Consider the following 13,184-nt stretch of genomic DNA (forward strand, 5'->3'; position numbering starts at 1 on the left):
GACGGGCCTTCGAACTCCTCGACACCACCATCCCCCACACGGTCAGGTAGCCAGAACAACCACAACCGAAAACGACGAACCCCCAGCTCAACCGGGGGTTCGCTCGTTCTAATAGCAGTAACTTCGGATTAGTCGGCCGGTGGGGGGAACTTCAGCTGAAGCGCTCGCCGGGCCGACGACAGATGATGCCGCATCGTCGCCGCGGCGGCCTCCGGGTTGTGGGTGACGATCGCGGCGAGGATGGCCTCGTGCTCCCTGACGGAGTCGGTCCGCGGCTGCTCGCGGTCGGCGTCGCGGTACTGCTGCATGACGAGCGGGTACAGCAGGCTGTCGACGAACCTGGTGAGCGTGGCCTGCCGCGCCGCCCGCTTGACCTGTTCGTGGAACTTGCGGTTGAGATTCGCGTACTCCTCGCGCCCACCCGGTACCTGCCAGTCCCACATGCGCTTACAGGTTTCGGTCATCGCGGCGATGTCCGTATCGGTGGCGCGTTCGGCGGCCTTCGCCGCCAGCGCTGCCTCCATCACCGCGCGGGTCTCCAGTATCTCGACCGCCTCGTCCACCGAGAACGAGCGGGTGCGAGCGCTGCGGTTCGCCTCGGCGGTGACGTAGCCCTCCTGCGCGAGGCGCGCGAGCACGGAACGGATCGTCCCGCGCGAGACCTGGAGCTGCGTGGTGAGCTCCGATTCGGTGAGGCGTGAGTCCGGTTCGTAGTGACCGGAGAGGATCAAAGCACGCAGATCGTGGTAAGCCTGCGATGTCCGGTTGGCACCCGAATCCGGGCTGTCGTTGCCCGGGCCCGTGCCCGTAGCTAGCACCATGGTGTGTCACCTCGAGTAGTCGTGGATCTGGCGGGCAGACGCGTCACGCACAGCGCCCCACGTGATGTTGTACAACAACATCACCGGTTACGTATCGAGCGATCGATGGGAACGCGGTTAGGCGGCAGCAAAACTTTCCCTTCCTGCCTCAACTAGTCAGTACTGACGTCCACATTGTTGCACAATTCGCACCCTCCGGCCCACGAGAAACCCGACCCCGAAATACACGTGCTCGCCGGCGCACCGTCAGTGATGCGCCGGCGAGCACGTTCGCGAATCAGAACAACCAGGGGACCTCGTCGTGACCGAAGTCGTGGAAGTCGCCGAACCGCCCCGAGTAGAACACCAGGCCGGTGCCCTCCCGGCAGCGCATGTCGGTGACTTCGCCGTAGAAGACGCGGTGGTCGCCGATGTCGTGGGCGCTGTGGACCCGGCATTCGAGCTGGGCCAGAGCATCTTTGATCAGCGGCAGACCCGAGCGGCTGTGATCGCAGGGCAGGTCGTCGAATCGGGCGCCGCCCCGCGTGGCGAAGCGACGGGCGAGAGCTTCTTGACGGGAGCCGAGGACGGACACGGCGAACGAGCCCGCGGCTTCCATGGCCTCGGTGGTGCGGGAGCCGTGGGTAAGCGAGACGAGCAGGATCCCCAGTGGTGAACCGGCCCATGCTTCGTCGCATGTCCGTCGGGGTGGGCGCGTGGAATGCCGGTAGGGTCATCGTGGGCCTACTTACTGTGGTACCGGACTTCGAAGGTGACAACGCCCTCGTCCGTGCTCCAGGGGCCGTGCGGCATACCCGGCGGCCGGCAGGCGTACATCCCCGCGGTGAAGGTCTCGCCGAGGGTCAGATCGGTGAACGACCCCTCGAGGATGTAGACCTCCTCCCAGAAGTCGTGTTTCTGCACGCCCATCGGCGTCGAGTCGGCACCGGGTTCGTAGCGCAGGATCCGGGTGGCGACGTTGCCTTCCGGGTCCTTGGCGAGGATGCGTTCGGTGATCTTCGGATCGTCCCACGGACATACTGTCCACTTGACGTCGGTGACCGGGAAGAATTCGAATTCGGGCTTGGACATGATGGTTTACTCGCTTTCCGCTTTGTAGCCGTCGGTGAACTGCTGCACCCGCCGCGACGGTGTTGTCGTAGTTGCGGTACGTGTACGCGCCCTTCACCACGAAAGGGGCACCGGCGTAGAACATCTCGTACTGCTGGTGTCGTCCGGCGAATTCGGAGCCGATGATTTCCAGGCCAGCTTGAAGAGCTTGACGCGCTCCTCGGACGGCACACCGGGGGACTGGACGTAGTGTTCGATGTCCCGGGACGTCAGCGGGCTGGTGAGGTCCTTGACGCTCGACGGGAGTTGCAGCTCGCCGCCGCCGACGAGGTCGCGCAGGATCGCGATCACCCGCGGGTAGATCTCCGACTGCAGGCCCATCGACCCGTACAGGGCCTGCCTGCCCGGCAACCACATTCCGGCCGAATCCGGCTCGGCGGTGTACTCGGCGGCCAGCACCGCGGAACGGACTCCGCTGACGAGTGCGGCGAGCTCGCCGAGCTTCTCCTGAACGCTGGGGATCTTGTCCACCCCGTTGACCTGGGTGACCCGACGCGCAACGCCCGCAATGAATTCCAGCTTCGTCGCGAAGCGGATCTGCGACTGCCAGTTGCCGAGAACGTGGGCGCCCGTCTCGAAGAAGGCCGGCGTGGTCGAGGAGACCCCCGAGGGTCTCATCCGTGGTTCGCAGATGCTACCGGCGGAGCGATCGCCGACGAAATCTTCGTCTCGTGCATCAGCCGCTCGGCCCGGACGACAAGGACTTCGCCGTCGGGTTCGTGGTCCCGACCAACGCCCCCGGTCTCGAGCAGTACGTCCGCCGCCCGTACATCCCGGCCGCGACGAGCTCATTCGACTACCCACTGACCTGCCGCTACGACGAGCCCGATTCGCTCCTCGTCTTCGACGACGTCCTCGTGCCGTGGGACCGAGTGTTCGTCGACCGCGACACCACCGGTGTCCGCCGTCAGTGCGACGGTGCGGGCCCACCGGGATCGTCGTCGATAATGGTCGCATGCGGTCGCGGAGGAAGATCTTGGACGCCACGCTCGACTTGATCGCGAGTGACGGCTTCGAGGGGGTCACCATCGCGGCGGCGGCGCAGAGTGCGGGCGTCACGCGACAGACCGTGTATTCCATCTTCGGGTCGCGCGAAGAACTGGTGTCGCAGGCGATCGCCGGTCTCGCCGTCGAGGTGCTGGGCGGGATCCACTCCCGATCGAACGCCACCGACACCACGTGCGAGTACGTCGTCGAACTCATCGTCGCGGGCCGGGCCGCCGTGCGCGCGCATCCGGTGCTGGCTACCCTGCTCCAGGCGGAACGGGGCAACCCTGTCTTCGACACGGGCATGATGTCCCGCGCGAAACCCGTAGCGCGCGAACTGCTCGCGCCGCTCGTCGAGCGCGACCCCGGCGTGGAGTCGAGTCTGGACGACATCGTGGAGATCGCACTTCGGCTGGCGTTGTCGGTCGTCCTCTTCGACGACGACGCCGTTCACACCGACGACGACCTGCGCCGGTTTCTCACCCGCTGGCTCCTGCCCGCGATGCCGTCCAGCTCGTAACGGCAGTCACAGTAACTTCTTGACACATCTGGCTCAGAGTGTCTAGTTTGAGCTCGCCTAAGAGAAATGCTCCACGCTGATCTTTCGACATCTCGCCGAGTGAGTCCGTCTGTGATCCGGGGGAAGCTGTGTCTGCACTCAATCGCCGCTCCTTTCTGGCCGGGGCCGCTGCCGCGGGGGTCGCGTTGGCGAGTCCGCGCATCGCGCAGGCCGGGACCGGCCTCGCGGGCCGCCGGACGACCGTGCCGCTCACCCGCGAAGATCGCCGGGTCATCGTCGTCGGGTCGGGGTTCGGCGGCGGCGTCGCGGCGCTTCGGCTCGCGGAGTCCGGGGTGCCCGTTCTCGTGCTCGAGCGTGGAATGCGCTGGCCCACAGGGCCGGACGCGGAGACTTTTCCCCGTGCGACCGCGCCGGACAAGCGCATCCTCTGGTACCGGTCCAGTCCGCAGCTGTTCGGTGAGCCGGTGGCGCTGGAGCCGTACACCGGTCTGCTCGAGGCGGTGCCCGGCGACAACATGACCGCACTGTGTGCGGCGGGCGTCGGCGGTGGTTCCCTGGTCTACCAAGGGATGACGTTGCAACCGGCCGAGGCCGTCTTCAACGCGCACCTGCCCGAAGCACTCGACTGGGCCACCATGGACCGAGTTCACTACCCACGGGTCGCGCAGATGTTGCGGCTCGCCGTCGCCCCCGACGAGTTGATCGACAGCCCGAATTACCAGGCCGCGAAAGTGTTTGCGCAGAACGTGCAGCGAGCGGGACTGCCCGTGTCGAAGATCCCGATGCCGATCGACTGGAACTTCGCGCTCGACGAACTCCGCGGCCGCATGAAACCCTCGTACACCAACGGCGACGGCGCCCTCGGGGTCAACAACGGCGGCAAGCACTCGGTCGACGTCACCTACATCGCTGCCGCGGAAGCGACCGGCCGGGTGACGGTGGAAACCCTGCACCAGGTCACCGATGTCGAACGCGCCCCAGACGGCCGCTGGACCGTGTACGTCGACCGGATCGATACGTCCGGCAACGTGCTCGAGAACAAGATCCTCACCACGAGCGCCCTGGTGATGGCCGCCGGCAGCCTCGGCACCACCAAGTTGCTGGTGCGCGCGGCGGCGACGAGCCGGATCCCGGATCTGCCGGACGGACTCGGGACCGGTTGGGGAACCAACGCCGACCGAATCTATGTCTGGACGAGCCTCGAAGAAGAGTTCGGTGCCCCGCAGGGTGGCCCGGTCGTCTACGGCAGTCTGAACTGGGACGACCCCGCCACCGCCGTCACGGTCATTCAGGCGTCGATGCCACCACTGTCCTTCGACGCACGCAGCACCATGCTCGTCGGATACGGCGTCAGCGACGGACGTGGGAGTTTCGTGTACGACTCGGCCACCGACGACGCAGTCCTGCGCTGGCCGAAGGAAGGCGACGCCGTCATCCAGAACGGCCGCATCGACCCGATGGTGCGGAAGATCGCCGGGCCGGGAAGCCTACTCACGGACACCAACGCGCTGTTCCCCTCCACCTGGCATCCGCTCGGCGGGGCGTCGATGGGCTCCGTCTGCGACCTCGAAGGGAGAGTGCTCGGCCAGCGCGGACTGTATGTGCTCGACGGCGCGCTGATGCCCGGGAACACCGCGGCCTGCAACCCGTCGATGACCATCGCCGCGGTCGCCGAACGCGCCCTGGACCATCTGGTCGCCCGAGACGTCGGCACGGTGATCTGACCATGCACACCACCCCTACTCGTCTTCGCCGCTCGCACACACCGCACGCTGTCCGGGTCGCCGTCCTCACCGTCGTCAGCTGCATAGCCGCCGCGGTCGCGCTCACTGCCGGCGCTCATCCGGCACACGCCGCCCACGGCGACGACTTATACACTCCGCCAGCCGAATTCGCGTCGGCTCCGGGATCGATCATCCGCACCGAACCGATGCCGTTGTTCGCCTCGGTGCCCGGAACGGACGGCACCTGGCCGGGCGCCGGGCAGCGGGTGATGTACACGTCGCGGCTGCAGGACGGTTCCCCGACAGCGGTCACCGGGACTTTCATCGACGCCACCCGGCCCTGGAATGGCAGCGGCACGCGGCCGACCGTGATCATCGCGCCCGGCACGGTCGGGCAGGGTGATCAGTGCGCCCCGTCGCACGCGTTCTCCACAGGGCTGAACGTGACCACGGCCCCGTTCTCGTTGTCCGCCAACCAGGAAGCGCTGTCGGCCAACGTGTGGAGCGCGATGGGAGCGCGCGTCTTCGTCACCGACTACATCGGCCTCGGCACCCCCGGAGTCCACACCTACGTCAACCGGCTCGAAGAAGCCCACGCCGTTCTCGACGCCGCGCGCGCCGCGAACGCACTCGGCGGCAGCGGTCCGACGACGCCACTGGCCCTGTGGGGATACTCCCAGGGCGGTGGAGCCGCCGCGGCCGCCGCGGAGCTCCAGTCCTCCTTCGCCCCGGAACTGAACGTCAAGGGCACCTGGGCGGGCGGACCACCGGCCGATCTCCTCACCGTGCTCGGCCAGATCGACGGCAACCTCATCGGCGGTGCCATCGGGTTCGCGATCAACGGCTTCGTCGCACGCCATCCCGAGTTGCAGAAACCACTGCACGAACGCATCACTCCCGAGGGCCAGGCAATGCTGAACACGCTGAGCACCGAGTGCATCGGTGACGTCATCGCCAACCAGCCGTTCCTGCGCACCAGCACGTACACGAACGACCACAAATCCTTGCTCGACAACCTACGCGACATCCCCGAAGCCGCCCCCGTCTTCGACGCGCAGCGCCTCGGCACCCTCACCCCGAGCAGCCCGGTGCTCGTCACCAGCGGTCGCAACGACGACACCGTGCCCTACGAGCAGGCCCGCCAACTCGCCACCGACTGGTGCGACCGAGGCGCACAGGTCACCTTCCGCACCAACGACCTACCGCCCATCGCACCGGGCACCACCATCCCCAACCACTTCGGCCCCGAACTCATCGACGGCTACGACACCAACGGCGCCGTGTCCTACATCGTCGACCGGTTGAACGACACCCCGATCGCCGAGGGCTGCAGAGTGAACTGACACCGGTGGGTCTTCGATCGCGAAGACGACGCGACGCCAGGGTGGTTACGGCACGAGGCCGCGACCACCCTGGCGCTCACCGAGGGTGTGTCAGAGCGACGCGTCGGCGACAGCGCGGGAGTGCTCCAACTCGTCGGGGACGGAGAGTTCCGCCGCGAGGGCGTCGGGATCGGGGGCACCGGGCCCGAAGTGGGCGTACTTTTCGATGTGCTGGTCCAGGGACAGCGGGCTCGGGGTGCCGTAGGTGAAATACGACTCCCACGGCAGCTTGGCGCCTCCGACGGCCAGTCCGGTGTCGATGTCGGACATCTGCCAGGTCTTGGTCTCGGCGTCCGGGTCCAAGTGCAGGTAGCCGGCCTCGCCGAACAGCTCGATGCGGTTGCCGCCCGGTTCGAAGACGTACAGGAACTGGCTCTGCGTGATGCCGTGCTTGTCGGGGCCGGCTTCGATCTGAATGTCGTAGTCGCGGAACATCTCCACGGCGTCGATGTTGTGCTGCCCGGTGCCGTAGAAGAACGCGAGGTGGTGCAGCTTGCCGTGCCCGCCGGTCATGTCGCGCATGCAGGCGACCTCGTGACCGAGCAGGTTCGAGCTCATCCACGCCCCGATCTCGACGTTGCCGTCGACGACCCGCTCGGTGGTCCGGAATCCGAGGTGCCGTTCGAAGGAGTCCTTCACCGCGGTCACGTCGGACGACATCAGGTTGAGGTGGTCGATGCGCTTGACGGGGATACCCTGCAGCGGCTTCTTGGACGGCCGGGTGAGGATCTTGCTCCGCAGTTCCGGGGGAGCGACGTACTTCTCGGCTTCCCACAACAGCTGCAGATTGTGTCCGTCGGGTGACTGGTACTCGAAGGTCTTGCCGTACCCGAACTGGTCTTCGCTCCACGTGCCGTCGACGTTGCCGTCTGTCAGTGACTTGGCCCGTCGCTCGAGCGCTTCGGGAGAACTCGTCCGCATCGCGGCGTGGCCCATCCCGGCCTCGGGTGCTTCGGTGATCTTCAGGCTCCACTGATACGGGTCCTCGTATCCGCGCAGGTACACCGACTGCCCTTCCCTGTGGGTCACGTACATCCCGAGGAACTTCGTGAAGAAGTCCAGCGTCTCCTGCGGCTTGGGGCTGAACAGTTCGGCACGGGCGAGGTGCGCGATGTCGAAACGAGCGTCACTCATGGCTTCTCCTGGTTTCCGACGTCCGGGCCTGCTGCACCGGTTGTGGTCGATGTCACGAGCGTGGCGGACGGGGTCCGGGGCGGTCAGCGCCTTTCGTGATAGCCGAACAGCGGTCGCGTGATGGCGCTCGCTGTCCGGCACAGCCGAATCGCCGGTCCCGGACCTGCGAATTCTTCCTAGCGTCGACCGCATCACCCCGCCTGCCCAGGGAAGGCCTAGAAGATGAGTCGATTGAAAGCCGCGATCGTCGGATCCGGGAACATCGGTACGGATCTGATGTACAAGCTGCTGCGGTCCGAGCACGTCGAACCCGTGTGCATGGTGGGCATCGACCCCGACAGCGAGGGATTGGCCCGGGCCCGCCAGGAGGGCCTCGAAGCCTCCGCCGGCGGACTCGACTGGCTCCTGGCCCAGCCGGAACTGCCGGACTTCGTGTTCGAGGCGACGTCGGCGAAGATCCACGCCGCCGCGGCGCCGCGCTACGCCGACGCCGGAATCACCGCCATCGACCTCACCCCGGCCTCGGTCGGCCCGTACGTCGTCCCCGCGGTCAACCTCGACGCGCACCTGAGCGCACCCAACGTGAACATGGTCAGCTGCGCCGGCCAGGCCACCATTCCGATCCTCTACGCCATCAACGAGGTCGCCGACGCCTCCTACGGCGAGATCGTCGCCGCCATCGCCTCCCACAGTGCCGGCCCCGGCACCCGGCAGAACCTCAGCGAATTCAGCGAGAAGACCGGCCGCGCCCTCGCCCAGGTCGCCGGCGCCGACCGCGCCAAGGCGATCTCGGTGATCAACCCGGCCGAACCGCCGATGAACATGCGCGACACCGTCTACGCCAAGGTCCGCAACCCCGACCCGGCCGCCATCGAACGCGCCGTGGTCGACATGGTCGCCAAGGTCCAGCGGTACGTCCCCGGCTACTCGCTGCGCCTGGTCGACGTCGACGGCGACCTGGTCACCGTGATGCTCGAGGTCGTCGGCGCCGGCGACTTCCTGCCCACCTACGCCGGCAACCTCGACATCATCACCGCCGCCGCCGTCCAGGTGGCCGACGTCATGGCCCAGCAGAACCTCGTCCAGGGAGCAGCACAGTGAGTAAGAAGATCACGATCGTCGACACGACCCTGCGGGACGGCATGTCGTCCGTGTCGCACCGGTTCACCCCGCAGAACGTCGCCGACATCGCGCGCGGCCTCGACAAGGCCGGCGTGCCGACCATCGAGGTCGCGCACGGCATCGGACTCGGCGCCTCCTCGATCCAGTACGGGTTCGCCGCCGCCACCGACCCCGACTACGTGCGCGCCGCGGTCGATGCCGTCGAGAACGCCGACATCGCCGCCCTCTACGTGCCCGGCATCGCGACCCTCGCCGAACTGCAGCAGGCCATCGACGCCGGCATCAAAACGGTCCGCGTCGCGGTGCACTGCACCGAGGCCGACTGCGGGCAGCAGCCGGTCGAGTGGGCCAAGGAGCTGGGCCTGACGGTGATGACGTTCCTGATGATGAGCCACAAGCTCGACCCCCAACCCCTCGCCGAGCAGGCCGCCAAACTCGACTCCTACGGTGCCGACGTCGTCTACGTCGTCGACTCCGCCGGTGCCATGGTTCCCCGGCACGCCGGTGACCGGGTCGCCGCTCTGCGGCAGGCCATCACCGCCGACATCGGGTTCCACGCCCACAACAACCTCGGTGTCGGGATCGCCAACGCGCTGACCGCCGCGGAGAACGGGGCCACGTTCATCGACGGGTCCCTGCGCGGTCTCGGCGCCAGCGCCGGCAACGCGCAGACCGAGGTCCTCGCCGCTGCGTTCGAACGCGCCGGCTGGGACACCGGGGTCGACCTTTTCCCGCTCATCGACACCGCCGAACACATCGTCGCACCGCTGATGAAGGAACCGCAGATCGTCGACGAGACCGCACTGGTCCTCGGCTACGCCGGTGTGTACTCCACGTTCTTCCACCCCACCAAGCGGGCCGCGAAGAAGTTCGGGGTGCCCGCCCGCGACATCCTCATGGAACTCGGTCGTCGCGGTGTCATCGGTGGTCAGGAAGACATGATCATCGACGTCGCCTCCGAACTCGCAGGCCGCACCTACGAGACCCCGGCCCCGGCCGGGGTCTGACAGGCAAGGAGCACCATGACCACGACGGAATCCGTACCCGGGGTGACCGAGGTTCGTCACCTCATCGGTGGCGACTGGGCGGCCGCCTCGGACGGGGCGACCTTCGAAACCTGTGATCCGCACGACGGTTCACTGCTCGGGACGGTCCCCCGCGGAACCGCCGACGACGGCGAGGCTGCGATCACCGCGGCCCGCACCGCATTCGATGACGGTCCGTGGCCGCGGATGTCGCCGAAGGAGCGTGCGAAGATCCTGCACGCAGTAGCCGACAAGGTCGACGAACACCGTGAGGAACTCGCGCTGATCGAGACCCGTGACGGCGGCAAGAGCATCAACCAGTCCCTGCACGCCGAGATCCCGCGGGTGGCACACAATCTGCGGTTCTTCGCCGACTATGTGTCGATGGCCGCCAACGAGGCCTACCCGGACGGCGACCTGCTCTCCTACGTTTTGTACCCACCCGCCGGGGTGGTGTCGGCGATCAGCCCGTGGAACGCGCCGCTGATGCTCGCGACGTGGAAGATCGCCCCCGCATTGGCCTTCGGCAACACCACCGTTCTCAAACCCGCACCGCAGACGCCGCTCACCGCGCACCGGTTCGCGCAACTCGCCCTCGAGGCCGGCCTTCCCGAAGGCGTGCTCAACGTGGTCCACGGATTCGGGGGCGAGGCCGTCGCCGGTCCGCTCACCGCGGACCCGAGGGTCGACCGGATCACGTTCACCGGTTCGAGCGCCACCGGCGTGCGGATCCTCCAGGCCGCCGCGGTGAACCACACCCCGGTCTCGGCGGAGATGGGCGGCAAGTCCGCGAACATCGTCTTCGACGACGCCGACCTCGACGTCGCTGTTCCGATGGCGATCCGGGCGATCTTCGGCGGCAACGGGCAGGTGTGCCTGTCCGGCTCCCGCCTGCTGGTGCAGAACTCGATCATGGACGAATTCCTCGACCGGTTCACCGAGGAGGCGAAGAAACTCACCGTCGGCGACCCGAAAGACCCGTCGAATTTCCTCGGCCCGCTGATCGAGCAAAGACACCTCGAGAAGGTGCACGGCTACGTCGAACTGGCCCAGGAGGAGGGCGGCAAGGTCGTCACCGGTGGGTCGCGGCTCACCGACGATGCGCGGGCGAAAGGCTTCTACTACCCGCCCACGGTGATCACCGGGCTCACCAACGACTCGCGCACCGCGCGTGAGGAGATCTTCGGGCCCGTCGAGACCGTCCTCGGGTTCGACACCGAGGACGAGGCGCTGCGCATCGCGAACGACTCGCCGTACGGGTTGGCAGGGATTCTGTTCACCGACAACCTCAACCGTGCGCACCGCATGGCCGCACGGTGGAAGGCCGGCACGGTGTGGATCAACACCTTCTTCGAGCGCGACCTCCGACTGCCGTTCGGTGGCGAAGGCAGCAGCGGCCTCGGACGCGAGGGCGGCCAGTACTCCCGCGAATTCTTCACCGAGCCCCGAGCGGTCACCATCCGCCTGCGGAGCTGATCGAACTCGTCCACCAGTGGCCGGGGCGGTACCCACCGTCCCGGCCTTCGTCTTCCCGAACCGAGGAGAACTGTGCTGTGACTACACCCGACCTTTGTGTCGTCGTCGGTGCGACCGGTGCGATGGGCACCGAAATCACCCTGCGATTGGCCCGCCGCGGGCTGCGAGTGCTGGCCGTCGCCCGCAGAGGCGACGAACTCGAGAAGCTCGCGATCTCCGACGACCTGATCACGCCGTGCGTGGCCGACATCGCCGACGACACTGCAATCGACACGATCTCTGCGTGTATCGACTCGCCCGTTCGGATGGCGCTGTTCGCCGCCGGCCTCCCGGTGCGGGGTTCCGTCGACACGATTCCACCAGGCGACCTGGCCGTGGCGACGAACATCAAGGTGGGCGGACTCGTCCGCCTCCTGCACGCCGTCCGCGACCATCTCGTCGACGGCTCCCGCTTCGTCACCATCGCCGGCTCCCTCGGTCTCGAACCGGGTCCGCTCGATGCGGCGCCCGGCACGGCGAACGCGGCGGTCTTCAACCTCATGCGCCAACTCAGTGCCCTCTACGGGCCGAAGGGTGTCACCACCCACACGATCGCTCCCGGACCGGTGGACACTCCGAGGCTGCGTGCCTTCGTCGAAACCGAATCCGCCGAAACCGGGCAGGATCCGGAGAAGATCTGGAACCGCTACCGCGCCAAGACCAGCCTCGGTCGGCTGCCGACGCTCCAGGAGATCGGCTGGATCGTCGAGACCCTGCTCGCTCCGGAGGCCGCGGTGCTGCACGGCTCGGTGATCAACGTCGATGCCGGAACCCGCCACGGAATCCACTGACCGACTCCCGAAAAGGATTGTCACCTATGCCTGTCGCCCACTTCCACCTCGTCGACGGCGCCTACACCGCCGAGCAGCACCGAGAACTGCTCACCGCCGCGAGTCGGTGCTACTCCGAGGTTCTCGACTCACCGATGGACCGCGTAAGGGCGTTCATCGTGCGATACCGGCCCGACGATGTCGCTGTCGCGGGAACCACCGTTACAGACGGCGCGCCCGCGGCGCCCTATTTCACGGCGATCGTGCTCGCCGGACGCCCCGCCTCGCAACGTCAGGAACTTGCGGCGCGGTTCACCGATCTGATTGTCGACATCCTCGGTGCGCAGCGTGCGCTCGTGCGCGGACAGATCATCGAAGTCGACCCGGCGAACTGGGCGATCGCGGGGACCGCGGCCGCCACGACTCGTGCCGGTGAGATCACGGCTCGTGCCCAGGCCGTGCCCTGAGCTGCACCACACATACGTATGGGCGGCCGCGACATTCGTCGCGGCCGCGCCAGCCGTCGGCACTCGGTTCAGAACCCCCAGGGCTCGTCGCGCCCGAGGAGTTCCAGCGACCGGAAACTGCCGGTGTAGAAGACGAGCGGGTGCCCGTCGTCGTACCAGAGTTGCTCGACCCGGCCCACGTGCAGCGTGTGGTCGCCCGCGGGGTGCGAGGCGACCACGGTGCACGCGAGATGCACCAGAGCGCCTTCGAGGAGCGGCACGCCCCTGCGCCACACGAACCGAACCCGATCCGGTTCGTGTGCCGCGCCCGCGAAGTGCAACGACACAGGTTCCTGGTCTCCGGCGAGAATCGAAACGCCGTACGTCCCGGTCTCTCTGATCTTCGTGTCCATCTTCGCGCGTGTGGAGATGGACACGAGCACCAGCGGTGGGTCCAGCGACACCGAGGTGAACGCATTGGCGGTCATCCCATGCACCGAGTCCTCGTCTTCGCATTCGGCGGTGGTCACGATGGTGACACCGCTGGCGAACCGTCCCAGCGCCTTCCGCAGGTGTAGCGGCGTCACCTCGGGATCGAGTTCGCCCACTGTCTCGGTCATGGCTGCGC

At 67.2% G+C, this 13,184-nt stretch carries 13 protein-coding genes and 2 pseudogenes; 9 read left to right on the top strand and 6 right to left on the bottom strand.

Annotated features, from left to right (window positions below):
• Window positions 1-128 precede the first annotated feature (128 nt).
• The 4 genes and pseudogenes from G9373_RS18440 to G9373_RS18455 all read right to left on the bottom strand — a co-directional run.
• Complete coding sequence (locus G9373_RS18440) at window positions 129-821, bottom strand: GntR family transcriptional regulator (protein ID WP_120659976.1); 693 nt, start codon at window positions 819-821, stop codon at window positions 129-131.
• A 277-nt stretch (window positions 822-1,098) separates the two neighbouring features.
• Entirely contained in the window at window positions 1,099-1,419 is a 321-nt protein-coding gene (locus G9373_RS18445; protein ID WP_240482858.1) for a flavin reductase family protein, read from the bottom strand.
• Window positions 1,420-1,544: 125 nt separating this feature from the next.
• Window positions 1,545-1,892 (bottom strand): cupin domain-containing protein, encoded by a 348-nt coding sequence (locus G9373_RS18450; RefSeq protein WP_167116115.1) that lies wholly within the window; start codon window positions 1,890-1,892, stop codon window positions 1,545-1,547.
• A gap of 6 nt (window positions 1,893-1,898) precedes the next feature.
• A pseudogene (locus G9373_RS18455) lies at window positions 1,899-2,513 on the bottom strand (pyrrole-2-carboxylate monooxygenase subunit); the annotation flags it as partial.
• On the opposite strand from G9373_RS18455, the pseudogene G9373_RS18460 reads away from it, so the two are divergent.
• The 4 genes and pseudogenes from G9373_RS18460 to G9373_RS18475 form a co-directional block, all read left to right on the top strand.
• Window positions 2,512-2,842 (top strand): annotated as a pseudogene (locus G9373_RS18460) (4-hydroxyphenylacetate 3-hydroxylase N-terminal domain-containing protein); the annotation flags it as partial. The pseudogenes G9373_RS18455 and G9373_RS18460 sit on opposite strands and share 2 nt — an antisense overlap.
• Window positions 2,843-2,886: 44 nt before the next feature.
• On the top strand, window positions 2,887-3,438 hold the full coding sequence (locus G9373_RS18465; protein ID WP_054246727.1) for a TetR/AcrR family transcriptional regulator: 552 nt from the start codon (window positions 2,887-2,889) through the stop codon (window positions 3,436-3,438).
• 128 nt (window positions 3,439-3,566) lie between these two features.
• Window positions 3,567-5,162 carry a GMC oxidoreductase gene (locus tag G9373_RS18470; RefSeq protein ID WP_120659973.1) on the top strand — a complete coding sequence of 532 codons (1,596 nt, stop codon included), beginning with the start codon at window positions 3,567-3,569 and terminating at the stop codon, window positions 5,160-5,162.
• 2 nt (window positions 5,163-5,164) lie between these two features.
• A complete protein-coding gene (locus G9373_RS18475) occupies window positions 5,165-6,505 on the top strand; it encodes a lipase family protein (RefSeq protein WP_120659972.1) in 1,341 nt (446 codons plus the stop codon).
• A 90-nt stretch (window positions 6,506-6,595) separates the two neighbouring features.
• On the opposite strand, the gene G9373_RS18480 is transcribed toward G9373_RS18475, so the two are convergent.
• Complete coding sequence (locus tag G9373_RS18480) at window positions 6,596-7,678, bottom strand: VOC family protein (RefSeq protein ID WP_005571545.1); 1,083 nt, start codon at window positions 7,676-7,678, stop codon at window positions 6,596-6,598.
• Between the two features lie 222 nt (window positions 7,679-7,900).
• Here G9373_RS18480 and G9373_RS18485 point away from each other — a divergent pair, with 222 nt between their 5' ends.
• The 5 genes from G9373_RS18485 (at window position 7,901) to G9373_RS18505 (ending at window position 12,577) form a co-directional block, all read left to right on the top strand.
• Window positions 7,901-8,779, top strand: coding sequence for an acetaldehyde dehydrogenase (acetylating) (locus tag G9373_RS18485; RefSeq protein WP_011596410.1), 879 nt, complete (start codon window positions 7,901-7,903; stop codon window positions 8,777-8,779).
• Window positions 8,776-9,807: a 4-hydroxy-2-oxovalerate aldolase gene (gene dmpG, locus G9373_RS18490; protein ID WP_120659971.1), complete on the top strand. Its 1,032-nt coding sequence runs from the start codon at window positions 8,776-8,778 to the stop codon at window positions 9,805-9,807. The genes G9373_RS18485 and dmpG overlap by 4 nt, the downstream gene beginning before the upstream one ends.
• A gap of 15 nt (window positions 9,808-9,822) precedes the next feature.
• A complete protein-coding gene (locus G9373_RS18495; protein ID WP_120659970.1) occupies window positions 9,823-11,301 on the top strand; it encodes an aldehyde dehydrogenase in 1,479 nt (492 codons plus the stop codon).
• Between the two features lie 77 nt (window positions 11,302-11,378).
• A complete protein-coding gene (locus tag G9373_RS18500; protein ID WP_007296210.1) occupies window positions 11,379-12,131 on the top strand; it encodes an SDR family oxidoreductase in 753 nt (250 codons plus the stop codon).
• 26 nt (window positions 12,132-12,157) lie between these two features.
• Window positions 12,158-12,577: a tautomerase family protein gene (locus G9373_RS18505; RefSeq protein WP_005572672.1), complete on the top strand. Its 420-nt coding sequence runs from the start codon at window positions 12,158-12,160 to the stop codon at window positions 12,575-12,577.
• Between the two features lie 68 nt (window positions 12,578-12,645).
• Here the strand turns inward: G9373_RS18505 and nphA are convergent, their stop codons facing one another.
• Window positions 12,646-13,176 (bottom strand): NADH-dependent flavin reductase, encoded by a 531-nt coding sequence (nphA, locus tag G9373_RS18510; protein WP_005572670.1) that lies wholly within the window; start codon window positions 13,174-13,176, stop codon window positions 12,646-12,648.
• Window positions 13,177-13,184: the final 8 nt, after the last annotated feature.

The organism is Rhodococcus sp. A14, assembly GCF_011603105.1.
Taxonomy (GTDB): Bacteria; Actinomycetota; Actinomycetes; order Mycobacteriales; family Mycobacteriaceae; genus Rhodococcus_F; species Rhodococcus_F opacus.